General features: G+C 60.7%; 24 protein-coding genes and 1 tRNA gene. 15 read left to right on the forward strand and 10 right to left on the reverse strand.

What is annotated here, in order from left to right; all coding sequences use genetic code 11:
• Nucleotides 1-22: 22 nt before the first annotated feature.
• Nucleotides 23-1,783 carry an ExeM/NucH family extracellular endonuclease gene (locus tag AQ621_RS16055; protein WP_058342245.1) on the reverse strand — a complete coding sequence of 587 codons (1,761 nt, stop codon included), beginning with the start codon at nt 1,781-1,783 and terminating at the stop codon, nt 23-25.
• 9 nt (nt 1,784-1,792) lie between these two features.
• A complete protein-coding gene (locus AQ621_RS16060) occupies nt 1,793-2,695 on the reverse strand; it encodes a helix-turn-helix transcriptional regulator (protein WP_145840301.1) in 903 nt (300 codons plus the stop codon).
• Nucleotides 2,696-2,935: 240 nt separating this feature from the next.
• Here AQ621_RS16060 and AQ621_RS16065 point away from each other — a divergent pair, with 240 nt between their 5' ends.
• The 7 genes from AQ621_RS16065 (at nt 2,936) to AQ621_RS16095 (ending at nt 10,444) form a co-directional block, all read left to right on the forward strand.
• A complete protein-coding gene (locus AQ621_RS16065; protein ID WP_058342247.1) occupies nt 2,936-4,219 on the forward strand; it encodes an MFS transporter in 1,284 nt (427 codons plus the stop codon).
• 171 nt (nt 4,220-4,390) lie between these two features.
• Complete coding sequence (locus AQ621_RS16070; RefSeq protein ID WP_058342248.1) at nt 4,391-4,816, forward strand: MarR family transcriptional regulator; 426 nt, start codon at nt 4,391-4,393, stop codon at nt 4,814-4,816.
• A 3-nt stretch (nt 4,817-4,819) separates the two neighbouring features.
• Nucleotides 4,820-6,211 carry a DHA2 family efflux MFS transporter permease subunit gene (locus AQ621_RS16075; protein ID WP_058342249.1) on the forward strand — a complete coding sequence of 464 codons (1,392 nt, stop codon included), beginning with the start codon at nt 4,820-4,822 and terminating at the stop codon, nt 6,209-6,211.
• Nucleotides 6,212-6,248: 37 nt separating this feature from the next.
• The gene (locus AQ621_RS16080) at nt 6,249-6,818 is read left to right on the forward strand and encodes a TMEM165/GDT1 family protein (RefSeq protein ID WP_058342250.1); all 570 of its coding nucleotides are present in this window, start codon (nt 6,249-6,251) and stop codon (nt 6,816-6,818) included.
• A 52-nt stretch (nt 6,819-6,870) separates the two neighbouring features.
• Nucleotides 6,871-7,926 (forward strand): L,D-transpeptidase family protein, encoded by a 1,056-nt coding sequence (locus tag AQ621_RS16085; protein WP_413772298.1) that lies wholly within the window; start codon nt 6,871-6,873, stop codon nt 7,924-7,926.
• Nucleotides 7,927-8,183: 257 nt separating this feature from the next.
• Nucleotides 8,184-9,626 carry an NfeD family protein gene (locus AQ621_RS16090; RefSeq protein ID WP_173637057.1) on the forward strand — a complete coding sequence of 481 codons (1,443 nt, stop codon included), beginning with the start codon at nt 8,184-8,186 and terminating at the stop codon, nt 9,624-9,626.
• Between the two features lie 29 nt (nt 9,627-9,655).
• Nucleotides 9,656-10,444 (forward strand): slipin family protein, encoded by a 789-nt coding sequence (locus tag AQ621_RS16095; RefSeq protein WP_058342252.1) that lies wholly within the window; start codon nt 9,656-9,658, stop codon nt 10,442-10,444.
• 68 nt (nt 10,445-10,512) lie between these two features.
• Here AQ621_RS16095 and AQ621_RS16100 read toward each other — a convergent pair whose 3' ends face one another.
• The 3 genes from AQ621_RS16100 to AQ621_RS16110 all read right to left on the reverse strand — a co-directional run bounded on the left by AQ621_RS16100 (nt 10,513) and on the right by AQ621_RS16110 (nt 13,359).
• Nucleotides 10,513-10,794 (reverse strand): Lpp/OprI family alanine-zipper lipoprotein, encoded by a 282-nt coding sequence (locus tag AQ621_RS16100; RefSeq protein ID WP_058342253.1) that lies wholly within the window; start codon nt 10,792-10,794, stop codon nt 10,513-10,515.
• A gap of 203 nt (nt 10,795-10,997) precedes the next feature.
• Complete coding sequence (locus tag AQ621_RS16105; RefSeq protein WP_058342254.1) at nt 10,998-11,552, reverse strand: L,D-transpeptidase family protein; 555 nt, start codon at nt 11,550-11,552, stop codon at nt 10,998-11,000.
• A 91-nt stretch (nt 11,553-11,643) separates the two neighbouring features.
• Entirely contained in the window at nt 11,644-13,359 is a 1,716-nt protein-coding gene (locus AQ621_RS16110; protein ID WP_058342255.1) for a potassium/proton antiporter, read from the reverse strand.
• Between the two features lie 70 nt (nt 13,360-13,429).
• Here AQ621_RS16110 and AQ621_RS16115 point away from each other — a divergent pair.
• Nucleotides 13,430-13,503, forward strand: a tRNA-Gly gene (locus AQ621_RS16115).
• 15 nt (nt 13,504-13,518) lie between these two features.
• Here the strand turns inward: AQ621_RS16115 and AQ621_RS16120 are convergent.
• The gene (locus AQ621_RS16120; protein ID WP_058342256.1) at nt 13,519-14,829 is read right to left on the reverse strand and encodes an NAD(P)/FAD-dependent oxidoreductase; all 1,311 of its coding nucleotides are present in this window, start codon (nt 14,827-14,829) and stop codon (nt 13,519-13,521) included.
• A gap of 255 nt (nt 14,830-15,084) precedes the next feature.
• On the opposite strand from AQ621_RS16120, the gene AQ621_RS16125 reads away from it, so the two are divergent.
• From AQ621_RS16125 to AQ621_RS16145, 5 genes are all read left to right on the forward strand, one after another.
• A complete protein-coding gene (locus AQ621_RS16125) occupies nt 15,085-15,708 on the forward strand; it encodes a YbhB/YbcL family Raf kinase inhibitor-like protein (RefSeq protein ID WP_058342257.1) in 624 nt (207 codons plus the stop codon).
• Between the two features lie 141 nt (nt 15,709-15,849).
• Nucleotides 15,850-16,701, forward strand: a complete 852-nt coding sequence (locus AQ621_RS16130) for a UDP-2,3-diacylglucosamine diphosphatase (protein WP_058342258.1) — start codon at nt 15,850-15,852, stop codon at nt 16,699-16,701.
• A gap of 246 nt (nt 16,702-16,947) precedes the next feature.
• Nucleotides 16,948-17,463, forward strand: a complete 516-nt coding sequence (gene ectA / locus AQ621_RS16135) for a diaminobutyrate acetyltransferase (RefSeq protein WP_022990503.1) — start codon at nt 16,948-16,950, stop codon at nt 17,461-17,463.
• Nucleotides 17,464-17,641: 178 nt separating this feature from the next.
• The gene (gene ectB, locus AQ621_RS16140) at nt 17,642-18,910 is read left to right on the forward strand and encodes a diaminobutyrate--2-oxoglutarate transaminase (protein ID WP_022990504.1); all 1,269 of its coding nucleotides are present in this window, start codon (nt 17,642-17,644) and stop codon (nt 18,908-18,910) included.
• A gap of 50 nt (nt 18,911-18,960) precedes the next feature.
• Nucleotides 18,961-20,412 (forward strand): aspartate kinase, encoded by a 1,452-nt coding sequence (locus tag AQ621_RS16145; RefSeq protein ID WP_022990505.1) that lies wholly within the window; start codon nt 18,961-18,963, stop codon nt 20,410-20,412.
• A gap of 153 nt (nt 20,413-20,565) precedes the next feature.
• On the opposite strand, the gene AQ621_RS16150 is transcribed toward AQ621_RS16145, so the two are convergent.
• The 4 genes from AQ621_RS16150 to pdxH all read right to left on the reverse strand — a co-directional run bounded on the left by AQ621_RS16150 (nt 20,566) and on the right by pdxH (nt 23,084).
• Nucleotides 20,566-21,021, reverse strand: a complete 456-nt coding sequence (locus AQ621_RS16150) for a DUF3429 domain-containing protein (protein WP_058342259.1) — start codon at nt 21,019-21,021, stop codon at nt 20,566-20,568.
• A 98-nt stretch (nt 21,022-21,119) separates the two neighbouring features.
• Nucleotides 21,120-21,704, reverse strand: a complete 585-nt coding sequence (locus AQ621_RS16155; protein ID WP_058342260.1) for a DNA-3-methyladenine glycosylase I — start codon at nt 21,702-21,704, stop codon at nt 21,120-21,122.
• A gap of 14 nt (nt 21,705-21,718) precedes the next feature.
• The gene (locus AQ621_RS16160) at nt 21,719-22,480 is read right to left on the reverse strand and encodes a 4'-phosphopantetheinyl transferase family protein (protein WP_058342261.1); all 762 of its coding nucleotides are present in this window, start codon (nt 22,478-22,480) and stop codon (nt 21,719-21,721) included.
• Nucleotides 22,449-23,084, reverse strand: coding sequence for a pyridoxamine 5'-phosphate oxidase (pdxH, locus tag AQ621_RS16165; protein ID WP_022990509.1), 636 nt, complete (start codon nt 23,082-23,084; stop codon nt 22,449-22,451). The genes AQ621_RS16160 and pdxH overlap by 32 nt, the downstream gene beginning before the upstream one ends.
• Before the next feature lie 155 nt (nt 23,085-23,239).
• On the opposite strand from pdxH, the gene AQ621_RS16170 reads away from it, so the two are divergent.
• Together AQ621_RS16170 and yfbR are read left to right on the forward strand one after the other, a co-directional pair.
• Nucleotides 23,240-26,065, forward strand: coding sequence for a DUF748 domain-containing protein (locus AQ621_RS16170; protein WP_058342474.1), 2,826 nt, complete (start codon nt 23,240-23,242; stop codon nt 26,063-26,065).
• A 24-nt stretch (nt 26,066-26,089) separates the two neighbouring features.
• Nucleotides 26,090-26,695 carry a 5'-deoxynucleotidase gene (gene yfbR, locus AQ621_RS16175; protein WP_022990511.1) on the forward strand — a complete coding sequence of 202 codons (606 nt, stop codon included), beginning with the start codon at nt 26,090-26,092 and terminating at the stop codon, nt 26,693-26,695.
• Nucleotides 26,696-26,719: the final 24 nt, after the last annotated feature.

Consider the following 26,719-nt stretch of genomic DNA (forward strand, 5'->3'; position numbering starts at 1 on the left):
CCTGGGCTGGCGGTCGGTCGGGTCAGTTATTGCCCAGATGGATGTCGGTGATCATCGGATTGTGGTCCGAGGCCCGCCACGGCTGAGGGCCTGACAGGGCGGAGCGCTGGTTGTAGGCAAGCGCCCGGGCTTCATCGGCATTGATGTTCCAGGTTTGCGCGTGGCGGACCCGAGGCTGCAAGTGCCTGTCGGCCAGGCTGTAATCGAGCGAGCCCTTCTCACCCCGGTAACGATAGCTGTGGTAGGCGCAAGCCTCCGGCCCGCAGGGGTAAAAGCGATGTACCTGGCTATGGTATCCGGCCTGTCGGAATCTCTGAACCGGTGTTTCCATGGCATAGCTGTTGAGGTCGCCGGTAATCAGGGTGCCGGCGAATTGGGCGGGAGCGGGCAAGGAATCCAGCCAGCGGATCAGCGCCCCGGCTTCTTCGCTGCGGCGATGGCTGTAGCAGCCCTGACCGTCTTGCCGGTCGGTCTCCTGGCCGGAGGCTTGCCGGCAGGATTTGGATTTCAGGTGCGGCACCACTACCTGTAAAGCATCACCGCCGGCTGCGGGGCGAAACGCCTGTGCCAGTGGCGGACGGCCCTGGTGCCGGAATGTACCGGAGCGCAGCCGGTGCGGCTGACCGGCCGGTACAACCCGGTCTGTGCGGTACAGCAGTGCGGTACGAATGGCATCGGAGCCGTCCTGCCCCGGGGTCCTGATGAATGCCCATGGTTCTCCGAGCGTCTCTGCCAGTTGCGTGATAGCGCTGTCCGGGCCGTAACCGTCGTTTTCCAGCTCACTGACCGCAAGGATGTCCGGCTTGGCCTGCAGGATGGCACTGCGCAGCCGCGAGGCCTGCACCTCCAGTTGCTGAAGGGATTCGGCACCTCTGGGTGTCGGGAAGCCGTTGCCCCGGCCATTGCCGTTAAAGAAGTTCTGCAGGTTCAGGGCCATGACCCGGACATGGTTCCGGGCCGGAGCCGGTGGTGCGTCTGGGCGGGGATTGTTGCGCTGGAACCGGGGCATTACGGACGGTTGCAGGCGCCACTGGCTGAACCGGAAATCCAGAACGCCTTCAAGCCGGGTTACCCGGTCGCCGGCGCGCAGGGGTGCATCGCCGGCAAGGTTGTTCAGCCAGGGCACGGGGTTGGGCTGGCGCTGGCTTTTGCCGTCGTCCAGAAGTACCCGGTGGAGTTGGTTACGTTGGCTTCGGGCAGCGGCTTTGGCGCCCGGGGGCAGGTATTCGGTGGGCGTAACCTGATCGGAGCTGGCCAGGGTGAGTTCGCCATAGCGGGCCAGGTTGTAGTGGTCGATGATGGTCAGGGGCTGGCTGAACCTCACGCGCATGTTTTCGAGGTGTTCCGGTGCCTCGGGCCAGGGCAGGCTGACCTCAATGGGTTCCGGGAGTGGCGCGGTACCGCAGACTTTCAGGTTCCGCACAGCCACCAGTTCGGTCAGCCCGTGGAACTCCTTGACGGTGCCGGTCACCCGCAGCCGTTGCCCGGGCTTGCCGGCTTTTTTGCGGGTGTAGATAAACAGGGCTTCGGAGGTGGCTGGGTTGTTATCGGTTTCGTGGTCGGCCTGTTGCAGGTAAAAGCCGTTGAAGCCTCCGGGTTCCCGGGCGTCCCGGGTAACTATGCCTTCTACAGTAACGGTTTGTCCGGCCAGGGGAGAGCGGGTGCCATCAGACTGGATGCGATGGATGGGGGTTGCCGGATCGCCACAGGAGGCCGCCGCCGCTGCAGGAAGCAGGGCGGCGAGGATCAGGCTGATAAGGGGTATTCGTTCTGGCTTGGTCACCGGGCCAGTCTAGCAGAGACCGGCAACCGCTTTGAGTGCCCGTTCCCGTTTGCTGCCAAAGCCGAGTTGGTCGGGATTGGCCAGTTCCACCTGTTGCACCAGCGGGTCCGGGTGCAGGTTATCCAGCGTAATGCCCATGCGTGCCAGCACATAGGGTGCCAGGGCGGCGCGGGTTTCAAGGTACAGCCTGCCCTGTTCCATGCCGTAGTCGTTGGCAATGATCTGCTGCTGGGGTTCGGTCAGCCGCTGGTCGGGGGTAATTTCCAGGCTTACCGTGCGCTGCCAGTCGTCATCCTGGCCGGCGGTTTGCCGGGCTTTCTGGCGCAGGGCTTCCGGGTGCCCCTGAAAGCGGCTCAGGGCAAAGTCGCGGAACTCGCGGTTGGCATGGCACCAGGCCCGGACGTGCCAGTTATTGCCGGTACACACCAGGGTATGGGGTTCCAGCAGGCTTTCGGCGGCTTCAGGACGGCTCAGGGAAATATAGCTGGCGCGCAGCTGGCGGCGGTAACGGGTTGCGGTTACCACCGCGCGCATGGTTTCCGGCGCAATGTGGCGGCAGGGCTCCACGACCACGGTGTTGCCGGGCAGGCCCAGATCCAGCTCCGAGAAGGTGGCCCCGAGCCTTTGCTGGCGGGCCAGCAGGTCATGGTATTCGCTGACCTGGCCATGGGTGACCACCGGTTTGAAATCCCGGGCGGGGACATAGCCTTTAAGGTGCCGGTCGTAGACCAGGTTGCCCGGTGCCAGCTCCCGAAGGTAGGTATTGATGTCTTTGGAAGCCTGCTGCCGGCCGATTCCGAAACTGTGGCAGATGTGGTTGGTGGTCAGCCGACCTTCCCACAGTGCGATGGTTTCGATGAGTCGATAGCGAAGCAGCAGATCCCAGCGAATGGGCCAGTCCGTTTTCTTCATAACCAGGCGCTCACGATCCAGTAATTTGCGTGGCATTCATGTTACCCGCTCCCGTCACCGGGGTGTGTTACGGCCCATTAATGTAAAACATTGTCAAACGCGGCGCCAGCAGCGCCTTCGGTTTCGGCAAGTGCCTAGTGGTGCCGGCCTGGTGTGGCTGGTTAAATACCTGTCTGCAGCAACTTTTAAGGCTGCTATCTTTTATTGATTCCAATCCAGATTTCCCAGCCGGAGTTGCCGATGACCCGAATGGTCGTTTCTTTGTCTGCCTTGATCATGAGCATTGTGCTCCTGGTCAGCGGCAACGCCTTCCTTATGACTCTGCTGGGTATCCGGCTGAGTATCGAGCAGGTGTCTCCGGACGTGATCGGCTGGGTACTGGTGTGCTATTCCATCGGCTTTGTGCTGGGCACATTGTATGTGCACAAGATTATTGGCCGGGTCGGCCATATCCGTGCATTTGCGGTGTTTGCGGCGATGGCTGCGGTGGCCGCACTGTTGTATCCGATGGCGGTATCCACCCTGTTCTGGGCGGTGTTGCGGGTATTGTCCGGTTTCAGCGTGGCCGGCGTTCTGGTGGTGATCGAAAGCTGGTTCTCCAGCCGCGCCACCAACAGTAATCGCGGCGCCATGTTTGCCGTGTACCAGATTGTGTTCTACCTGTCCGCCGCCGGCGGCCAGCTGATCGTGAATGTGGGTGACCCGGCCAACTTCCTGCCGTTTTCACTGGCCGCTATTTTACTGGCCCTGGCCCTGATTCCGCTGTCCCTGACCCGTATGGAAGCGCCGGTGATCGAGCAAACTGCCCGGATGTCGGTGTTCAAGCTGGCCCGGGAATCTTTCTCCGGGGTTGCCGGGGCGCTGGTCAGCGGGGTGCTGATTGGTGGCTTCTATGCCCTCGGGCCGGTCTACGCCACGCTGGTGGGGCTGGATGTGGCGAAAACGTCCACCTTTATGGCCAGTGCCATTGTTGCCGCCATGCTGCTGGCCTGGCCGCTGGGCCGGGTGTGCGACCGCTTTGACCGTCGTCGCGTGATGTTCTGGGTGGCCCTGGCGGCTGCCAGTTCGGCGGGCGGTGTGGCGGTGCTGGGCGCCGGCAACCTGGCCTTGCTGACCCTGTTGGTGGGGCTGTTTACCGGGCTGTCTGCCACCCTGTACCCCATCGCTGTGGCCATCGCCAACGACCGTATGGACAGCAACCGTATCGTGGCTGCCAGTGCCACCCTGCTGCTGAGCTACGGCATTGGCAGTGTCATCGGGCCCATCGCTATGGCCGAGCTGATCAACCAGCTGGGGCCGTCGGGCCTGTTCTACGGCAATGCCGGTTTCCTGCTGGTCCTGGCTGTAATCACCAGCTACCGCATTACTCACACCGAGGATGTGCCGGTCGAGGATCAGGAGCACTTTGTGCCCGCCATGCCGGAGGCTTCGCCGGTACTGGCCGAGCTGGATCCGCGGAACGAGGATTTCCACGAATCTCCGGAAGTGGAAGAGATGCAGGAAGAGTTGCGCCAGGCTGGCTGACGCAACTTGCTGAAACTTTCGGTTATCACCGATTATATTTTCACTTCGGTATCTGTATTTAAATCAACGATTAGCATACTATTGGTGAATATTCAGCAATAGTAAGTTTTCGTCAGTTCTTGCCCGGGCGTGGTTTGCCCCGGAGCAGATCAGCCTCAGGAGTAGATTGTCATGAGAGAACAGTTCCCCTTTGCCGTTGCCCGGGTTACCCGCCGCTGGCGTAAAATGCTTGATGAACGCCTGAAAGACCTCGGTGTTACCCAGGCCCGCTGGAGCACCATGTTCTACCTGCAGGAAGGTGGCGAAGGCCTGACCCAGCGCGAACTGGCGAGCCTCATGGCCATCGAGAACCCGACCCTGGTGCGCCTGCTCGACAGCCTGGAACAGCAGAGCCTGATTGAGCGCCGCCCTTGCCCGAACGACCGCCGGGCTCGTCGCCTGCACCTGACCAAGGCCGGTGTGGACTTTATGGAAGAGCTGACCCAGAGAGCCTCCGACCTTCGGGAGGAGATGCTTGAAGGGATTTCCGACAAGGATCTCGAGTGCACCCTGAAGGTGTTCCACAAGATCATGGAAAACGCTGAAAAGCAGAAGTAACCCTTGGCGGATAATTCGGTCGAGGGCCTGAAGGCTCGATACGGCGACCGCTGGCGCTGGCTGGCGGTCATCACAGTTGTGACGGGCACCATGGCCACGGTGCTCAGCGCCACAGTGGTCAACGTTGCCCTGCACGACATCATGATGGAGTTCGGAATCCGTCAGGGGCAGGTGCACTGGCTGGCAACCGGCTTTATCGCCGCCATGACCACCACCATGCTGGCTTCCACCTGGTTGCTGGATCGGTTCGGTGTGCGGCTCACCCTGGCCTGTGCCATGGCCATGTTCACCGTCATTTCGGTGATCGGTGGCTTTGCCGAAACTCCCGGCCAGCTGATCGCCGCGCGGGTGGGCCAGGGCGCGATGGCGGGCCTGATGCAGCCAATGGGCATGTTCCTGGTGTTCCGTATCTTCCCGCCTGAACAGCGTGGCCAGGCCATGGGTATCTATGGCATGGGTGTGATCCTGGCTCCCGCCCTGGGCCCGGTACTGGGCGGTTTTCTGGTGGACCAGTTCAACTGGCGCTATGTAATGTACGCCCCGGCCCCGGTAACCCTGCTCGGGGTGTGGATGGCCTGGCGTTTTCTGCCATTACCCCGCTCCCGGCCGGCCAATTATCCCTTCGATTTTCTCGGCCTGGCATTGCTGGGCAGCCTGATCGCGCTGACCCTGGACACCCTGACCCGCCTGCAGGAACTGACAGGCCAGGAAGTCCGGGTGCTGGTTCAGGGCATGGTCGCGGTTGCCCTGCTGGCGGCATTCCTGTTCCGTGCCCGCACGGCCCGTTATCCTCTGATAAAACTGGACTTGCTGCGCCGTCCGGTATTCCTGTTTGCCACCCTGGGTGCCATGGCACTGGGCCTGGCGCTGTTTGGCTCTACATACCTGATTCCGCTGTTTGTACAGACCACGCTCGGCTTCTCCGCAACCGAGGCTGGCCTGCTGATGTTGCCGGCCGGTATCGTTCTGGGAATGACCTTCCCGCTGGCCGGACGGCTGGCTGACCGGCGCAGTGCCCGTAGCCTGGTGTTGTTTGGTATTGTGGTGTTTGCCCTGTCGGCGGTGCTGTTTGCGGTCACCGGGCACCTGGTGGGCTTTGGCTGGCTGGCATTCTGGGCCATTCTGGGCCGCATCGGCATCGGCTTCATGCTACCGGCGCTGTCTACCGGGGCCATGAACCCCCTGCCGCCGGAGTTGATGGGGGCGGGTTCCAGTACCATCAACTTTGCCCGGCAACTGGGCGGCGCACTGGGTGTTAATATCGTGGCGCTGACCATCGAATTCGGGGCGCATCAGGGTGGGCTTCCTACCTTTTCCGCGTTCCAGTCGGCCTGGTGGCTGGTAGCAGTATTCGTAGCGGTAGCCGCCATCCCGGTCTGGAAGATGCGCAGCTGAGTTTTCATATAAATTTACCCGCCGGAGGCCTTTCTGAATGGATGCTTTTCTCGCATCGACCCTTGCCGTAGCCATTGCCGAGATTGGTGACAAAACCCAGCTGTTGTCGCTGTTCCTGGTTGCCCGCTACGCCACCCGTACCCCGATCATCCTGGGCATCCTGGTTGCTACGGTGCTTAACCATGCGCTGTCCGCCTGGATTGGCGCCTGGGTGGCGGCTCAGATTCCCGCAGCCTGGCTACCCTGGATTCTTGCCGTGAGCTTTATCGCCATTGCCCTGTGGTTGCTGGTGCCGGATAAAGACGACAGCGACGACTCGAAGTTTCTGGGCATGGGGGCCTTCATGGCCACCACCATCATGTTCTTCCTGGCCGAAATCGGCGACAAAACCCAGATCGCCACGGTGGTACTGGCGGCAAGGTATACCGAGACATTCTGGGTTATTATCGGAACCACCGTTGGTATGCTGATTGCCAATGTACCGGTTATTCTGGCAGGTCGCTGGCTGATGGAGCGCCTGCCCCTGGCCACCGCGCGGATCAGCGCCAGTATTCTGTTTGTGGCGCTGGCGGGGGTTACCATTTGGACAACCTTGATGAACTCCTGACGCCTTCGCCGGTCTTCTGGTGTGGCAGGATTTTGAACAGGAAACAAAGATGATGCAGTTGAAGTACCGTTTCTCGTGGCTGATGGTGCTGTTGCTTGCCGGCCTTGGTATGCAGGCCAGTGCCCAGCCTGCGCCGGAAGCCGGGCCCGGGGAGCAGGAAGATGTAAAGGAAAAAATCGACCGGTCTCCGCGGGTGCCAACCTTTCCCCTGAACGGTGACCTGGCAGGGGAGTTGCAGGTATTCACCACCGCCTATGAAGACACCTTTGCCGGCATTGGTAACGAACTGGCGCTGGGCTACCTGGAACTGGTTAAAGCCAACCCCGGCGTGGATCCCTGGCTACCGGGGGACGGCTCGGTAATTACCCTGCCCCGTATGTATGTGCTGCCGGATGTGCCGCGCAAGGGCATCGTGATCAACCTGGCCGAATACCGTCTTTACTACTTTGCGGAAGATGGCGTGCAAGTGTATCCGGTCGGCGTGGGTACCGAGGAAAATCCCTCACCGCTGACCAACGCCGAAGTGACCATGCCGCTGGAGTCTCCGGCCTGGTATCCGCCGGCCAGTATCCGGGCCGAGTACGAAGCCTCCGGCGACTACCTGCCCAGAATGATTCCCCCGGGCCCGGGTAACCCGTTGGGTTCCCATGCCCTGTTGTTGAGCGAGAAAGGCTACCTGATTCATGGCACCAACAAGCAGTTCGGTGTCGGCATGGCGGTCAGCCATGGCTGCTTTCGCATGTACAACGAGGATATCTCCCGCTTTGTCTACCAGGTGGAGAAAGGCACTCCGGTACGGGTGATCCGTGAATCGGTGAAGGTCGGCCTGTCGGGTGGCGAGGTCTGGCTGGAAGTGCACCGGCCCCGGGAAGATTACACCGCCGAGGATCGCGACAAGCTCTGGCAGCAGGTGTTCGAAAAAGTCGAAACCTTTGTTGAGGAACATCCGGACGTGCAGGTGCGGCGACAGTCTATCGAGATTGCCGTAGACCAGGCCGATGGTATTCCCACCATGATTGGCGAGAAGCTTACGCAGATGGCCGCTGAGAAGAGCGCCGAACCGCCACAAGAACAAAAAACCGAACCCGGACAGACGCTGTACTTCTGATAGCTTGGCGGGATCGAACAAGGCCCCTTCTCACCCTGTACCCGGGATACATTCGCACCGAGATCAACGAAAAGGTGAAGAACACACCGTTTATTGTGGATGCACAGACCGGGTGCCGTGCTATGGTGAAAGCCATAGAAGCCGGAAAGGCCGAGCACTTTGTGCCGGCCTGGCCCCGGGCACCGCTGGGTTTCATTATCAGGCGCTTGCCGGAGGCCGTTCTGGCGCGCATGTTCTGACCATCCCGACCGGAGGGCATGATGCACGCACCGCCATTCCAGAGTCGATTTAGCCACCGGAGGGCAACCTTCTGGGGGCTGGCGTTCCTGGCCGGAGCCCTGCTGTTACTGGTCAGCTTGTCATGGCAGGTACTGGCCCAGCAGGAACGGCGCGGAACCGCCCTGGTGCTGACCGTGGAAGGTGCCATTGGCCCCGCCACCATGGATTACGTAACCCGGGGTCTTCGCCGGGCCGAGCAGGATAATGCCGGGCTGGTCATCCTGGAGCTGGACACCCCGGGTGGCCTGATGGACTCCATGCGGGAGATCATCAAGGCCATCCTTGCCTCCGACGTGCCCGTTGCCACCTACGTTTCGCCCCAGGGCGCCCGCGCAGCCAGCGCCGGCACCTATATCCTCTACGGCAGCCACATCGCGGCCATGGCGCCCGCCACCAACCTGGGTTCTGCCACGCCGGTACAGATGGGCGGCCTGCCCGGCTCTCCGGAACCAGAATCTCCTTCCCCTGCAGACGACGCACCTGAAGACACCAGCGCTGAACCGGAAAAACGCCGTGGTGACACCGCTATGGAACGCAAGGTGCTGGAGGATGCCGTCAGCTATATCCGTGGCCTGGCCGAGCGCCACGGCCGCAACGGTGACTGGGCGGAAGAGGCTGTGCGCGAGGCGGTGAACCTGGGATCCAGTGAGGCGCTTGAGCTCAACGTGATCGATGTGGTGGCTCCGGACCTGGCAGGCCTGTTGTCCGCCGTTGACGGTCGCACCGTGCAGATGGCCTCTGGCCCGCGCACCCTTGAAACCGCCGGGCTGCAACTGGTTCGGGCCAAGCCGGACTGGCGCACCCGCCTGTTGTCGGTGATCACCGATCCCAACGTGGCTTACTTCCTGATGATCATCGGCTTCTACGGCATTATTTTTGAGCTGGCGAACCCGGGGGCCGTGGTGCCGGGCGTGATCGGCGCCATCAGCCTGGTGCTGGCACTGTTTGCCTTCCAGGTACTGTCGGTGAATTACGCCGGCCTGGCGCTGATTATGCTGGGGTTGGCATTTATTGTGGGGGAAGCCTTTGTGCCCAGCTTCGGGATACTGGGTATTGGCGGCATTGTCGCCTTTGTGACCGGTTCGGTGATCCTGATGGATGGCAGCCACCGGCAGATTTCCCTGCCCACCATTGGAGGAACAGCGGTGGTGGCTGGCGGCTTTATGCTGTGGACAGTCACCCGCTTTATCGGCCTGCGGCGCCGGCACCCGGTCAGCGGCAGCGAGCAGATTGTCCATGAACATGGCCTGGCGCTGGACGATTTCAAGCCGGAGCATGACCAGTTCCTTGGCCATGTGCGGGTCAGTGGCGAGCGCTGGAATGCCCGCAGCGGCTCGGCCATTACGGACGGCATGGAAGTCAGGGTAACCGGCATCGACGGGCTGACCCTGCAGGTAGAGCCCGGGTCTGACGCAAGGTAGAACAATCACAGGCAATACAAGGAGGCCGTATGAATCTGGGTGATTTCATTCCCTATCTCGCACCCACCGTGGTGCTGTTGCTGATCCTCGGGTCAGCGATCAAGATCCTGCCCGAATACGAGCGTGGCGTGGTGTTCTTCCTGGGGCGCTTCCAGGGCGTAAAAGGGCCTGGCCTGATTATCGTGATTCCCGGTATCCAGCAGATCGTTCGGGTAGACCTGCGGGTGATCACGCTGGACGTGCCCAGCCAGGATGTGATCTCCAAAGATAACGTGACCGTGCGGGTGAACGCCGTGCTGTATTTCCGGGTAGTGGATCCGGAAAAGGCGATTATCCGGGTGGAAGACTATGGCGCGGCGACCAGCCAGCTGGCCCAGACCACCCTGCGTTCGGTGCTGGGTAAACACGACCTGGACGAGATGTTGTCAGAACGTGACAAGCTGAATGCGGACATCCAGGAGATCATCGATGCCCAGACCGAGGAGTGGGGTATCAAGGTGGCCAACGTGGAAATCAAACACGTAGACCTGAACGAATCGATGATACGCGCCATCGCCCGGCAGGCCGAGGCTGAGCGGGAGCGGCGGGCCAAGGTTATCCACGCCGAAGGTGAACTGCAGGCTTCAAAGAAACTGGTTGAGGCGGCAGAAGTGATGTCGGCCAACTCCGGGGCCATGCAGCTGCGCTACCTGCAAACGCTGGCGGATATGAGCAATAACAACTCGTCCACCATCGTGTTCCCGCTACCGATGGATATGATCAAGAACTTTCTGGACAATCAGTCCGGAAACAAGGCACCTGACAAGCTGGATCAGTAACTCCCTGACTTTTCAAACGCCCACAAAAAAGGCCGGTTGAACCGGCCTTTTTCTGCTTTGCGTCAGCCTTACTTCTGGCTGGCACGCTCCAGCATACGCTTGGCGCGCTCGTTCGCTTCGTCAGCGGACTTCTGAGCAGCGCGGGCAGCAGCCAGGGCTTCTTCAGCAGTCTGCTGAGCAGTGCGAGCATCGCTTGCAGCGCTGTTAGCAGTGTTCAGAGCGTTGTTAGCAGTCTGCTCAGCGGAGCTTGCAGTTGCGTTGGCTTCGTCGATAGCAGCCTGGTCAGTGGTGGCACAACCTGCAGTCAGAGCAGTGGCCAGTGCAAACCCAGCGATCGTCAGTTTACGCATGGTAAATCCCCTTATTGGTCGTTTTATTTCCTGTGATCCAGAAGTCAGTATAGACGACTTCCTGTCAGCTATGCCCGATAGGCAGTGACTACCGGAGTCGTTAAACAGTGTAAAACACTATGAAGCAAAATGTTAACTGAGGATAGGTAAAAATTCTTAGCTTATGACAACAACTTAATCGGCGTGTCATGAACGTACCGGGGTCAGGGCATGATCCGGATGGGGGTGCCGTTATTGACCAGGGCCCAGATCTCATCCATCTCTTCATTGGTCACGGCAATGCAGCCCTCTGTCCAGTCCAGCCCCACATAGGCAAAGGCCATGTCGCCGACATCGTTGGGCAGGCCGTGAATCATGATGCTGCCACCCGGGTCGAGCCCCCAGGCCTGTGCCAGCTCCCGGTCTTTCGGGCTCGGATAGGAGATGTGGATGGATTTGTAGAAATCGCTCTCCGGGTTGCGCCAGTCAAGGGTGTAGTCGCCTTCCGGGGTGCGGGAGTCGCCTTCATAAAGCTTGTGGCCGACCGGGTTGTCGCCCAGGGAAATCCGGTAACTGCGCACCTTGCGGTCGCCACTGAGCAGGTGCAGGCGGCGCTCGCCTTTATTCACTACCACCTGGGTAATTTCGAAGTGGTCAGCCAGCCCGGGTTCCGGGATAGCCGGAGTCATCCGGGTGTCGGCCCGGGCTAACAGCTCGGTAGCCCCGGCAAAGGGGGTAAGGAGTGCTACAAAAACGATCAGAAAAGCTCGAAAAATCATGGCGCCGGCGATGGATATCCAATGGTTAAACTTTGTTCATGCAGTTTATAACACAGCCGGCAGGCGGATTGATAAGGGGTTTTGTTACATTTTATGTTGCGTCCATCTTCAGGCCCACCTTGGTTACCCGGTCTGCCTCGGTGGCACGGGCTACCAGGGTGACCGGGCCCAGAACGACCTTGTCGCCCACCACCGGGTGGCCCTTGGTGCGCTTGGCAAAGCATTCTGCGAGCGAAAGATCCGGTGGCAATTCATCGAATTCGATGCCGTACACCTGCTCTACATCCCCCAGCAAGGCGTCGCCATTGAGCACGAAGTCACCGAAGAAGGCACGCTCGGCCAGGTGTTTCGGTGCCTGCCGGCCACTCAGGGCCTTGCCAAGTTCCGGAAGTACCGCAGGTGTGGCGAACATGGCGACCACGTCTCCGGTCGAGACTTCCAGGTCCTTGGTGGGCTGCAGGCACTGGCGATCCCGGAAGACCCCGGCAACAGCGGTGTTGTCCGGCAGCCGCAACTGCCCGAGCCGTTTCGGTGATTCCCAGTTCTGGCCCCGGAGCGGGAACAGCATCAGCTCGTGGTCGCCCGCCGCGGGGGCATCGAGGGGCAGGCGCCGGTAGGGGTCTTCGCCGGCCGGAACCTCCAGTTTCAGTTTGCGGGCCAGCGGTGCCATGGTGGTTCCCTGTACCACAAGCGACACAAGCACGATGAAGAAAGCAGCATGGAACACCAGCTGGGCATCCGGCAGGCCGGCGATGATCGGGAACAGGGCCAGGACAATCGGTACCGCGCCCCGCAGACCCACCCAGCTGATAAAGCCCAGTTCCCGGCGGTTGAAGCCGAAGGGCCAGAGCGTCAGCAGGACAGTCAGCGGGCGAATCACGAAAATCAGTGCCAGCGCCAGGATCAGGCCGCCACCGGCCAGCGGTACCAGGTCGGACGGGTTCACCAGCAGCCCCAGCATCAGGAACAGACACAGCTGGGCCAGCCAGGCCAGGCCATCGTGTACCTGCAGGATCATGGGCATCATGCGCACGTGGCGATTACCGATCACCACACCACTCAGATAGATGGCGAGAAAACCGCTACCGCCAATGGCGTTGGTGGCCGAAAACACGGCGATGCCGGCTGCGGCCACTAACAGGGGGTAAAGAGCGGGGGTCAGGCGCATCCGGTTGGTCAGGGCGACGATGGCAAAGCCGCCCAGAATGCCCGCCGGCGCTCCGATACCGAATTGCTGGACCAGCATCAGCAGGCCAGAGGCAAAGGCACCATCCTGATGCTGGCTGATCAGGGTAACCAGCATCAGGGTCAGGAAAATAGCCATCGGGTCGTTGCTGCCCGATTCGATTTCCAGGGTGGCGCTGACCCGTTCGTTAAGGTGCAGTCCCCGGCCCTGAAGCAGGGAGAAAACCGCAGCGGCATCGGTGGAGGAGATAATGGCACCGATCAGCAAGGCGATCAGCCAGTGCAGGTCAAACACCCACCAGGCAACGATTGCCGCTCCGCCCGCCGTCAGGGCGACACCCACGGTGGCGAGCATCATGGCGGGTTTCAGGCCAACCCGGAAGGTGTCTACCCGGGTGCGCATACCGCCGTCCAGCAGTATTACGCCCAGGGCCAGGTTGGCGATCAGGAAGGCGAGTTCGACATTATCGAACTCGATACCCCCGGGCCCGTCCTCGCCCATCAGCATGCCCACCACCAGGAAAACCAGCAGCACAGGCATGCCAACGCGGCTGGAAAGGGGGCTGAGCACGATGCTGAAAACCAGCATCAGGGCGCCGATCAGGGTGAAGGTGGGATCCATCAGACTCCAACTAAAGGGGCTTGCCCGGCCATAGCTGCGGGCTTATATTGCTTGAACAGACATTATGCCGGCGGGCGTAGCTCAATGGTAGAGCTTCAGGTTCCCAACCTGGTGACGTGGGTTCGATTCCCATCGCCCGCTCCAGTCCGGCAGTTTCCCTCAGTGCAGCTTCAATCTCGGGTGCATGGCCCGGCTGATCTTGTCCATGAGCCAGATAATGCCCGTACGCACAAACCCGTGCAGCGCGACCTGGTGCATCCGGTACAGGGACACGTAAAACAGCCTGGCCACCTTGCCTTCAATGTACATGCTGCGGCCAGACAGGTTGCCCATCAGGTTGCCAACGGTGGTGTATTTGCTGAAGTTGATCAGTGAGCCGTGGTCGTTATAGACAAAGGGTACCGCTTCCTTGCCTTCAAGCCGGTTACACAGGGTTTCGAACAGGGTATCTGCCTGCTGGTGGGCGGCCTGGGCCCTTGGAGGCACCGGCCGGTCAGAATCCGGTTGCGGGCAGGCGGCGCAATCACCGAAGGCGAAGATGTGGTTGTCCCGGGTGGTTTTCAGGGTTTGTTCTACCATCAGCTGGTTGCCGCGGTTGGCCTCCAGCCCGTCCAGGTCGGCCAGAAAGGCCGGTGCCTTAATGCCGGCGGCCCAGATGGTCATCTCGGACGGCAGTTCGGTGCCGTCTTTCATCACCAGGCTGTTCTCCCGTACTTCGCTGACCGGCTGGCCGGTCAATACCTGCACTTTCTGGCGCTGCAGTTCCCGGGTTGCGGCGGCAGACAGCCGGCCAGGCAGTGCCGGCAGAATGCGGTCAGCCGCTTCGATCACACTGATGGAAACGTCTGATGACTTCAGGTGGTTCATGCCGTATACCGGTAGTTCCCTCGATGCCAGCCGCAGCTCCGCAGCCAGTTCCACACCCGTGGCGCCGGCCCCGATGATGCTGATGTTCAGGCTGTGGGGCTTGCCCTGCAAGGCTTCATGATTCTTGCGCAGGAAGGCATTGAGCATCAGGTTATGGAAGCGCCGTGCCTGGCGCAGGCTGTCCAGGAACAGACAGTGCTCCTGGGCACCCGGAGTGCCGAAATCGTTCGCGGTGCTGCCTACCGCAATCACCAGGGTGTCGTACGGGATGCGGCGTTCCGGCACCACTTCATTGCCTTCGTCATCGTGGAAGGCGGCAATGACAATTTCCTTCGCTGAGCGGTCGAGCCCGCTCATCCGGCCAAGCTGGAACTCGTAATGGTGCTTGCGGGCGTGGGCGCGGTAGTTGATTTCGTTGGCGCTGGCGTCGAGGGAACCGGACGCGACCTCGTGCAGCAGGGGTTTCCAGACGTGGGTCAGGCCGGCATCGACCAGGGAAATGCGGGCTTTGTGTTTCTTGCCCAGTTTGTTGCCCAGCCGGGTGACCAGTTCCAGGCCGCCGGCGCCACCGCCGACAACTACGATGTGGTGCAGGTTTTCCATAACGATCGCCTTGAAGTGAAGAGAGCCAAGCGCTCTTTCGGCGAAAAACGCTTGGCTGTCCTCACTGACTTTGTCCAGTCCCTGACTGGAGGCGGCTAATACTAACGTCGTAGTTCCGGCATGACAATTCAACGAAAGTGGCTTTTTGCTGCCTCGTTGGGCCTGGTCGCGATTGATTAATCCGATGCCATGCGGCACTTTAGGGTAAACGCCCACAGAGGCTTGGACCATAACCCTGCTAACAGGAGAACCACTGTGAAACTGGAAGTCAAAGGCATTGCGGACGGCCAGCCGATTCCCGAAAAGTTCGCGTTTGGTGTGTTCAGTGAACAGGACCACATGAGTTTTGGCCCCAACCGGAACCCGGAACTGGTGTGGGAAGGCGCGCCGGAGGGCACCAAAAGCTTTGTGGTAGTGATGTTTGACCCGGATGTGCCCAGCGTGGCCGACGATGTGAACCAGGAAGGCAAGACCGTAGCGGCCGACCTGCCCCGGGTAGACTTCTTCCACTGGCTGCTGGTGGACATTCCGGCCAGCGTTGGTCGTATCCCGGAAGGTGAGGACAGCGACGGCGTCAGTCCCAAGGGCAAGGAACATGGCCCCGGACCGATCGGGGTGCGCGGTGTGAATAACTACACCCAGTTCCTGGCCGGCAATCCGGACATGGCTGGAACCTACGCAGGCTACGACGGCCCCTGCCCGCCCTGGAACGATGAGATCATCCACCATTACCACTACGAAGTGCATGCGCTGGATGTGGAAACGCTGGGCCTGGATGGCGAATTTGACGGCAACGACGTGCGCCAGGCCATGGCCGGGCATGTGCTGGCCAGTGCCCGGGTAACCGGTACCTACACCCTCAATCCGGATCTGCGCTGAGCGGGTTCTGACGGTGCGGGGCTGCAGCGGCTCCGCGCCGGCCTTCATCTAACTGTCTCGTGGTTGTCACCTGCGTGTCACCCGGCCTTGTCAGAGTTTTTCCTGCACTCTGACGGCTGGCCTGACAATGCAGGAGGCACCATGGGCAAGTATCGCAGCGTCTTCATCTCGGATGTCCATCTTGGCACAGCGGATTGCCAGGCCGGGCAACTGCTGGATTTCCTCAATACCATCCGGTGCGACACCCTGTACCTGGTAGGCGACATCGTCGACCTGATTGCCATGCAGCGCCGGGCCCACTTTCCGGAAAGCCATCGGCAGGTTGTTCACAAACTGTTGGAGCTGGCCGCCACCGGCACCCGCGTTGTCTATGTGCCCGGTAACCACGATGAATTCTTCCGCCGCTTCTGTGGCCAGACCCTCTCCGGTGTGGAGCTTCTCTACAAGGCCGTGCATACCACCGCGGATGGGCGGCGTTTCCTGGTATGCCACGGTGACCAGTTTGACCAGGTAGTGCGCTGCAGCCCCCTGATGTTGCTGGTGGGTGACCATGCCCACGGCCTGCTGCTGCGGTTGAACCGCTGGTTCAATGCCCTGCGTCGGTTGCAGGGCAAACCCTACTGGTCGCTGGCGGCCTGGATCAAAAGCCGCATAGGTAAGGCCAGAACCTTTATTCGCCGGTTTGAACTGGCAGCGCTGACAGCCGCGGAGAAGGGCGATTTCGATGGTTTTATTTGCGGCCACATTCACTCTGCCGGCTTCTTGCGTGGCGAGGACGGTCTATACTGCAATGATGGTGACTGGGTTGAGCACTGCTCGGCCCTGGTGGAAACAACCGATGGCGAACTGCAGTTGCTGCAGTGGTCTGGTCAGCCGGTGATTGTCATGACCGAGCGGGATGCGCCGGCGGTGGCGGGCCCGGAAGGGGATCGCCCGGTGGTGGACGTGCTGACGCCGTCGTTCATCGAACAGGTTAACCGAATTGCCGGTTAGCAGCGCTGATGTTTGGAGGCCTAAACAATTTGGTTTCGGCTCTTTAGCTTTGGGTGGGCACTCATTCGGGGTTTTACGGTAAGTTGTCAAAGTAATTCATAAAAAACATTAAGTTAAAAGAGTTTTTCAAGAGGCTATTGGTACCTTGCAGCGCCAGGGAGGGCGGTAGCCAGAGAGGGCCGACTTGAAATATATTTTGTGGTCTATATAATTCAGCCCTAACTTTCGAAGCGAATTGATCACGTTATGACATCAGAAGGATCGAATACCACCGCCATCACCTTGCGCAAACCTACCAAGGATGATGGCTTCAGGCTCCACCAGCTGGTTGCGGAATGTCCGCCGCTGGACCCCAACTCGATTTACTGCAACCTGTTGCAGTGCAGCCACTTTGCCGAGACCGGCGTGGCGGCGGAGAAGGACGGCGATCTGGTCGGCTTTATCTCCGGATACATCCCTCCCCAACAGCCCGAGACCGTGTTTGTCTGGCAGGTGGCGGTACACGAAAAAGGTCGTGGCCAGGGCCTCGCCAAGCGGATGCTTAAGGAAATCGTAGGTCGGGACGCGTGCAAGAACGTCACGCACCTGGAAACCACGATTACCGAAGACAACGAGGCTTCCTGGGCGCTGTTCCGCTCATTTGCCCGTGATCTGGGAGCCGAGCTCACCTATCACGAGCACTTCGAGAAAGAGACCCACTTTGGCGGCAAGCACGATTCTGAGTTCCTGCTGCGCATCGGGCCTTTCACGAAGCCTGTCTGAGAGCCCTGATTCATAACATGTGAATCGCTGACTGCGAATCTGAACAGCCGGCAGGCCACCCGAGGTGGGCCTGCCAGATGGCTGACATCAACGCACGGCGGGCCTGTTGCGACCGACACGTTTTACCAGCAGGCCACCGCGCATTTACCTCGAACCTGACATGCTAAGAGGCAAGACAATGGAAATTTTTAAGTCTACTGAATCCGAAGTTCGTGTTTATTCCCGTGCCTTTCCGGTGATTTTCAACCGTGCCAAGAACGCGCACCTGTACACCGAAGACGGCAAACAGTACCTGGACTTCCTGGCCGGTGCCGGTTCCCTGAACTACGGCCACAACAACGATGTCCTGAAGAAAGCACTGCTCGAGTACATCGAGGCAGACGGTGTGAGCCAGGGCCTGGACCTGTTCACCACCGCCAAGCACGACTTCATGGAATCGTACAAGAAGTACATCCTTGATCCCCGTGGCCTAAACTACAAGATGCAGTTCACCGGCCCCACCGGTACCAACTGTGTGGAAGCGGCCATGAAGCTGGCCCGGAAGGTGAAAGGCCGTACCAACATCATTTCTTTCACTAACGGTTTCCACGGCGTAACGGCCGGTGCCGTTGCCGCCACCGGTAACGAGCATCACCGTGGTGGTGTAGGCGTACCCCTGGGCCACGTGGACTTCATGTTCTACGACGGCTACCTGGGTGAAGACGTAGACACCCTGGACATCATGGACAAGGTGCTGTCTGACAGCTCCTCCGGTGTTGAAAAGCCGGCGGCGGCTATCGTTGAGGCCGTTCAGGGTGAAGGCGGTCTGAATGCGGCCCGCGCTGAATGGCTGAAAGGCCTGTCCGAGCTGTGCAAGAAGCACGACATCCTGCTGATTGTGGATGACATCCAGGCGGGTAACGGCCGGACCGGCGAGTTCTTCAGCTTTGAATTCGCTGGCATCAAGCCGGACATCGTGACGGTATCCAAGTCCCTGAGTGGCTATGGCCTGCCGATGGCGCTGGTGCTGTTCAAGCCGGAGCTGGACGTGTGGGAATCCGGTGAGCACAACGGTACTTTCCGTGGTAACAACATGGCGTTCGTAACGGCCCGCGCTGCCGTTGAAACCTACTGGAAAGACGATGCCTTCGCCAACGAAGTGAAGGCCAAGACCAAGGTGCTGGGCGATGCCCTGCAGGCGATCTGCGACAAGTACCCGGGTGAGTTCTCGATGAAAGGCCGTGGCCTGATGCGTGGTATCGAAGCCAAGCATGCAGACGTGACCGGTCCGATCACCAAGCGCTGCTTCGAGAAGGGCCTGATCATCGAGACCAGTGGTCCGAACGATGAAGTGATCAAGTGCCTGATGCCGCTGACCACCAGCGAAGATGACCTGCGTCTGGGCGCGAAACTGCTGGGCGAGTCTGTAGACGAGATCATGCAGGAAGGTGTGAACGAGGCGTCGTAAGACGCCCGTTTCCCCCACCTTTCCAAAACGCAGATTACGAAGGCAAGGATATGACTACGGCACAGCACACCGTCGAGAAAATCGGCGGTACATCAATGAGTAATTACGAGGCCGTGCGCGACAATATCATTATTGGCAAGCGCAAGAAGAGCGACCTCTACCAGCGGATTTTCGTGGTTTCAGCCTATGGCGGCGTAACCAACGAACTGCTGGAACACAAGAAAACCGGCGAGCCGGGCGTTTACGCCCTGTTTGCTGATGCCGAATCGGACTGGGCCTGGGGTGACGACCTCACCAAGCTGATCCAGTTGCTGACCGACATCAATGGCGAGCTGTTCAGAGACCCGATGCTCAAGCAGCAGGCCGACCAGTTCATCACTGACCGTATTGAAGGTGTTCGCGGCTGCCTGATCGACCTGCAGCGCCTGTGTTCCTACGGCCAGTTCCAGCTTGAAGAGCACCTGCTGACTGTCCGGGAAATGCTGGCGGGTATCGGCGAAGCGCACAGTGCGTTCAACACCACCCTGAAGCTGCAGCAGGAGGGCATTAATGCCCGCTTTGTCGACCTGACCGGTTGGCGTGATGCCGAGCTGCTGCCGCTGGACGAAAAGCTGAAGCAGGCGTTCGACAGCATCGACCTGAGCCGCGAGCTGCCGATTGTGACCGGCTACGCCCAGTGCAAGGAAGGTCTGATGCGCACCTTCGATCGTGGCTACAGCGAGATGACGTTCAGCCGGGTGGCTGTGATGACCAACGCCCGCGAAGCCATCATCCACAAGGAATATCACCTGAGCTCCGCCGACCCGAAAGTGGTGGGTGAAGACAAGGTAGTTCCCCTGGGTCGTACCAACTACGACGTGGCGGACCAGCTGGCCAACCTGGGTATGGAAGCCATCCACCCCCGGGCCGGTAAGGGCTTGCGCCAGAACGAGATTCCGCTGCGGGTGATGAACACCTTCGAGCCGGAGCATACCGGCACCCTGATTACCGGTGATTACATCAGCGAGAAACCGCAGGTGGAAATCATTGCCGGCGCCAAGGGTGTGTTTGCCATCGAAGTGTTCGACCAGGACATGCAGGGCGAGCCCGGCTCGGATCGCAAGATCCTGGACGTGCTGACCCGCTTCAAGGTGCGCTTCATGTCGAAGGACACCAACGCCAACACCATCACTCACTATGTGGGCACGACGCTCAAGCATGTGAAGCGAGTGGTCAAGGCGCTGGAAGAAGAGTTTCCGAATGCCGAAGTCAGCACCCGCAAGGTGGCCCTGGTGTCAGCCTGTGGCAGCGACATGAAGGTGCCCGGCATTCTGGCCCGCTCTGTGAAGGCGCTGGCAGACAAGGAGATCAGCGTGCTGGCCATTCACCAGTGCATGCGCCAGGTGGACATCCAGTTCGTGATTGACGAAGACCATTACAACCAGGCGATTGTGGCCCTGCACGGGGCGCTCATCGAGCCCCACAACCACGAATACGCTATCGTGGCGGCAACCACCGCCTGAAGAATTGCCCGCAAGCGGAACCGGTCGCTTCGCTTGCGGGTGATGGAGGACGTCTTGCCTCCTGATCGGGCGCCCGGTCGGCCGTCTCGCCTCTGGCGAGTTATTATGGCCGGGCGTGGCCGATCACCTTTCCTTCCCCCGTTTTCTTTCCCTTCAGCCGCCGTGCAACAGCCAGAACCAGGCGCCGACCGTCAGTTGGCAGAGCAATACCACCACCGTCAGCAGCAGTCGCAATTTCAGGTACCAGGCCGGCCAGTACTGGCGCATCCAGCGCGCATCCACCAAATACAGTAAGGCGAAGGCCACGGTGTAGAGCAGGATTTTCTGGGGTGTGGGCAACAACAGTCCCAGCCCCGCGCCCACGAAGAAGACCTGGCTTAACAACATGGTTACCAGTGGCGATTGCGGGTAGGAGCGGTTCTCCAGCTGCAACGCCATGGTCCAGTAAATGCCTCCCATAAAGGCAAGTATCCCGGCGCTGTAAAGATAGAACCAACCGAGAATAGCGACACTGTTGGCGGGCAAGGCAAACAGGCCGACAACCCCTGCGATAAACGGAACCAGGCCGGCAATGCCGACCAGAATGGCAAGGCGGGCAACGGCGATCACGACCGCTGCCTCGGTTTCAGTTCATTGAGAATTATTCGCACGGTATAGCTCCCTGAATTGCGATACAGGGAGATTTACGCTTGCCATGCCCGTCGGGATCATCGGGCCAGTTCGAGACATTCCCGATGGGCCTGGCAGGTGACCAGGTGATCGTTCACCATACCGGTAGCCTGCATAAAGGCGTACACGATGGTTGGGCCGACAAAATTGAAACCGGCTTTTTTCAGGGCCCGGGACATGGCCTCGGATTCTGCGGTGGTGGCCGGTACCTGTTCGATGGTTTGCCAGTGGTTTTGCCGGGGTTGGTGCTCCACGAACTGCCAGAGAAAATCGGCAAAGCCGATGCCTTGCTCCTTCAGCGCCAGATAGCTGCGGGCATTGCGGATAATGGACTGCACTTTCAGGCGGTTGCGGATAATACCGGGGTTCTCCAGCAGCCGGGCCTGGTCCCGCTCGGTGAAGCGCACGATCTGTTCCGGATCAAAGCCGGCGAAGGCGGCGCGGTAGCTTTCCTGCTTGCGCAAAATGGTGATCCAGCTCAGGCCGGCCTGCTGGCCGTCCAGGCACAGCTTTTCGAACAGCGCCTGGTCATCATATTCCGGGCGACCCCAGACGGTGTCGTGGTAGTGCACATAGAGCGGGTCGGTTCCGCACCAGGGGCAGCGTTCGCGGGTCTTGCTCATTGGGGGCCTCCGGGTCAGCGCCTGGCGCGGATTATGCGTTGGAACAGGGGTTCCCAACTGGTGTCTGTTGGCCGCGCCGGGGTCAGTGCAAAGTCGTCCGCCGGCGGCTCCAGCAGGGTGATGTCCGGCCACAGCGTGCGGTTGCCATCGGTGGACGCCTGGTGCACCAGAGTAATCACAAAGCCTTCGGCATAGAAACAGCTGGCCTGCCAGAGGCCATCAGGCTGGTCGCCGTAGAGTTCGAAGTTCTTGCGTACTTCCAGGGTTTGCAGGTTGCCGGCAATGCCCCGCCCTGTGGCTTTCAGCCAGGCTTCCTTGAGAGTCCAGACCTGCAGGAAAGAAAAAGGATCATCGGCCCGGAACAGCCACTCCTGCTCCACCGGCGAAAACCAGCGCCTGGCCACGCCGGTCCAGTCCGGCTTGCGCTGGCCCGGTTCAATATCAATGCCCAGTGGCCGGCCAGCCGTGGCCACGGCCGCCAGCTCCCGGCTGTGGCTGAGGCTGAGGCACCAGTGCGGGGGAGAAACGGTCGCCACCGGGCGTCCGTCCACGGGCTGGCAGTGCTCGGGAGCCGTGCCGCTGGCCTGGCTGATACCCTGCCGCATCAGCCAGCGGCTGGCCAGGAATTCTCGCCTGCGGACACCTTCTAGCCGGGCCATGGTGTCGGCCTCAAAACGGGTCATCCACTCCGGCGGTGCGGGCAGGTCCCGCTGGATCTGGTGACACAGCCAGATGCGGGGCCGGTCAGGGCTGCAGGCGTTGGATGGTCCAGCCATCACCCTCTCTCACGTATTCGAAGCGATCGTGCAGCCGGCTTGGCCGCCCCTGCCAGAATTCAATCCGCTCGGGAACCACCCGGTAACCGCCCCAGAAACTGGGCAGGGGAATTTCGCCGGAGCTGAACTTGCGTTTCATCTCCGCCACTTTCTGTTCCAGCAGGCCCCGGGAAGTAATCGCCTTGCTCTGCTCCGATACCCAGGCGCCAATCTGGCTGCCCCGTGGCCGGGAGGCGAAGTATTTCAGGGATTCCGACTTGCTGACCTTTTCCACCGGCCCCTGAACACGTACCTGACGGTTCAGGCCGATCCAGGGAAACAGCAGCGCTGCCTTGGGGTTCTGCTCCAGTTCCAGCGCCTTGCGGCTGCCGTAATTGGTGTAGAACACAAAGCCCCGGTTATCGAAGTATTTCAGCAGCACGGTACGCAGGTCCGGCATCTGGTCGGTACCGGCGGTGGCCAGCGACATGGCGTTGGGCTCAAGAATACCTGCGGTGCGGGCATCTTCAAACCAGGCCTGGAACTGCAAAACCGGGTCGTCGTTCAGGTGTTCGCGATCCAGCCCTTCACTTTCAAAATCCCGACGCATATCGCCGATGTCCATACTGCTCTCTCCGTTGGGTTGCACAGGGAGTGTTACGTCTTGCGAGGATATCGGGTTCAGTGCCGGCTGTCAGGTCTGGCTGACAAAGACTGGCGCCCGGCGGTATGCTTGAAGGAGTATCCGGAATTTCAGTGCTGTTTCAGAGGGAGTGGTCTGTGGCCGAGCAAAAGGCAGAACGTCATCTGGCGCGAAATAGTGTCATCGTGCTGGCGGTATTGGTGGGGTTGTACGCACTGGCGGGGTTCCTGTTGCTGCCCTGGTGGCTGGAAAAAGCCCTGCCCGAACAGCTGGAACAGCGTATGGGCTGGCAGGCGCAGGTGGAAAGCATTCGGGTTAATCCGTTTGCCCTGAGCATGGAAGCCGAAGGCTTTGCCGCCCGTGACCAGGCAGGCGAACCGGTCACGGCCTTTGAAAAACTGCGGGTGGATGTGAGTTTCCTCCAGCTGGTGCGGGGCATTATCGGCTTCGAGGAAATCCGCCTGACCGAACCGGATATCCGCCTGGATCTGCTGGAAGACTACTCGGTGAACTACGCCCGGGACTGGCAAAACGCCAACCCGCCTGCCAGTGAACCTGAGCCGGTTCAGGAGCCGTCGGAGCCGTCGGAACCACCCAGGCTGTTTTTCCGGCAGATCGCCATTGAAGGTGGCCAGCTGCTGTTCCGGGATTTCTCCCAGCCGGAAGCGGCCGAATTCCTCATCGAACCGCTGGATCTTGCCCTGAACGACCTGGCCACCTGGCAGAGGGAAGAGTCTGACAGCCAGTACTCTGTCACCGCCGCCATCGGGGACCAGCACATCGACTGGCAGGGCGACCTGAGCGTAACGCCGCTGTATTCCGAAGGCCGGTTGCGTATTGCCGATGTTCGCCACGACACCCTGGCCCACTTCCTGGCCCCCTATTTGCCCTGGCAACTGCGGGATGGCGCCGTCACCGTGGAATCCCGCTACCAGCTGGCCGGTGGTGACCAGTTTGAACTGATTACCTCCGGTGGCAAGCTGTCGATCCGTGACCTGGCCCTGGCCCTGAACGAAGGTGACGAAGAGCCGGCGCTCACAACCCGGGCCCTGACCGTGAATGACATTGGCTTTGACCTCACCGCCCGGGAAGCTTCTGTGGGCATGGTGACCATCGAGGCACCGTTCGTGGCCGCCAGCCGTGATGCCGAAGGTATGGTCGACTGGGTAACCTCGCTGCCGGCCGGTGAGCAAGCGGCGGAGGCCGCCGGGGAAGAACCCGCAAGCTCCGCCTCGGCTTTCCGCTGGTCTGTTGAGGGTGTGGAACTGTCCGAAGGTGGCGTCCGGTGGCGTGACCGGGTTCCGGAAACCCCGGCGGAACTGGCCCTGACCGACCTGACCGTCACTCTGGGCGGGCTGTCACAGCGGATGGATGAGCCTGTGCCCTACAGCCTGTCGGCGGGATTGGCCAGCGGTGGCAGCCTGCGTGCAGACGGCCAGGTGACACCCGCACCGTTCAATTTTGAAGGTGCCCTGGCCGGCACAGACATCGCGCTGGCGGCGGTAGAACCCTATCTGCAGTTGGGCGCCAACCTGGCGGTAAACGAAGGCCGTCTGGGTTTTGACGGCAACCTGGACCTGGACAGCCAGGATGACCCCATGACCGGTACCTTCAGTGGTACCGCACAAATTGCCAACCTGGACCTGCGGCTGGCAGACCAGGACGGGCAACTGGTGTCCTGGCAGTTGCTGCGACTGGCGCCGGTGGAATTCAACGTTAACCCGGCCCGGCTGGAAATCGGCACAGTAACCCTGGCACAACCGGCCTTTAACCTGGTGCGGGATACCGGCGGTGCCCATAACGTGGAGCGCATTGTCAAAACCGGCACCGATGCCGGCACGGAACAAGCCGATGCGGCGCAAGATGACAGCGCAGCCGAACAATCCGGCGAGCCAGGATTTATCTTCCGCATTGGCGAGCTGCTGGTGGAAGAAGGCTCCGTAGCCTATACCGACCGCACCATGGAGCCGGTGTTTAACACCACCTTTGATACCCTGAGCGGCAGCGTAACCGGCATCAGCAACGTGCCACCCCAGCAGGGCTCGGTGAACTTGCAGGGCCGGCTGGCGGGCGTGGCGCCGGTCACTTTCAAGGGCACCCTGGGCGCCCTGGGTACGGAAGACCCCAGTGAGCTGCAACTGAATATGGACGACCTGGCCCTGCCGGTGCTGTCTCCCTACTTTGGCCGCTTTCTGGGCTACGGCGTGGACAGCGGCAAACTGAAACTGGACCTGGACTACGAATTCACCGGAACCCGGCTGAAAGCTTCGAACCAGGTGGTGCTGGACCGAATGGAACTGGGCCAGGCGGTGGCCAGTGAGGAGGCGGTCAACGCCCCGGTAAAGCTCGGGCTCGCCCTGCTGACCGATCGCCAGGGCGTGATTGAAGTGGACCTGCCCATCGAGGGTGACCTGTCGGACCCGCAATTCAGCGTGGGCCAGATTGTCATGCGGGCCTTTGTGAACCTCTTGGTGAAAGCGGCGGCCTCGCCGTTCAGCATGCTCGGCTCCCTGGCGGACCTGGCCGGTTTCAGCAGCGAAGAACTGGGGCAGGTAAGCTTTGTGCCGGGCAGTGTGCAGCTGGCCAGCGGCGAGGCGGAAAAGCTGTCTGCCCTGGCAGGCGCCCTCAATGACCGGCCGGACCTGCTGTTGAATATCCGTGGCGCCGTAGCCGGCGAAGCCGATGGCCTGGCCCTGCTCAAAGCCGAGCGTGAAGCCCGGGGTGAACCGGTAACCGGTGAAGCCTGGGAGCAGGCGCAGCAGGCTTATCGCAATGGTGAGCTGTCGCTGCCACCGGAGACACTGGGCAAACTGGCCACAGACCGGGGGGTGGCGGTACGCCGCCTGCTGCAGGACACCCATGGTGTGCCCTCTGACCAGCTGTTCACCCTGGAGCCGTCCCGGCAGGCGGCCGTGGATGATCAGGGCCAGGTGACCGTACCGTTCAACCTGGATGTACGCTGAACAACCACCGGATCAGGAAGGCTTATGGCCAGTCTAAAGGCACGTGCTGCCAGTCATTTCTTTGCCTATGTGTCGCGCCTTCGCTGGATCAAGCGCTGGGGCCTGATGCGCAATGCCATCGAAGAAAACGTGGCCACCCATTCCTGGGAAGTGGCCACCATCGCCCACGCCCTGGCGCTGATCCGCAACCGGCACTTTGACGGGGCGGTGAATGCCGACCGCATCGCCGCTGCCGCGCTGTACCACGATGCTACCGAGGTAATTACCGGTGATATGCCGACCCCGGTGAAGTACCACTCGAAAGTGATGCGGGAAGCCTTCGGGGATATTGAACACAAGGCCGAAGCGGAACTGCTGGCACTGCTACCCGATGACTTGCGGGAGGATTTCGCTCCCTACGTGCGGGAGTCGCAGCTGGGCCAGGCGGAGAAAGAGCTGATCAAGGCAGCAGACCGGCTGTCAGCCCTGCTGAAATGCCGGGCCGAGATCCAGACCGGCAACAAGGAATTCGAGCCGGCGGCGGAGCAGATACTCCATGGCCTGCAACAGCAGGCCCTGCCGGAAGTGCTGTACTTTCTGGAGGTGTTTGCACCCAGTTACGAGCGCCCGCTGGACCATTTGCTGGGCTAGCGAGCACCGTAACCGGGTTTATAG

This window comes from Marinobacter sp. P4B1 (assembly GCF_001447135.1).
GTDB classification, from domain to species: domain Bacteria; phylum Pseudomonadota; class Gammaproteobacteria; order Pseudomonadales; family Oleiphilaceae; genus Marinobacter; species Marinobacter vinifirmus.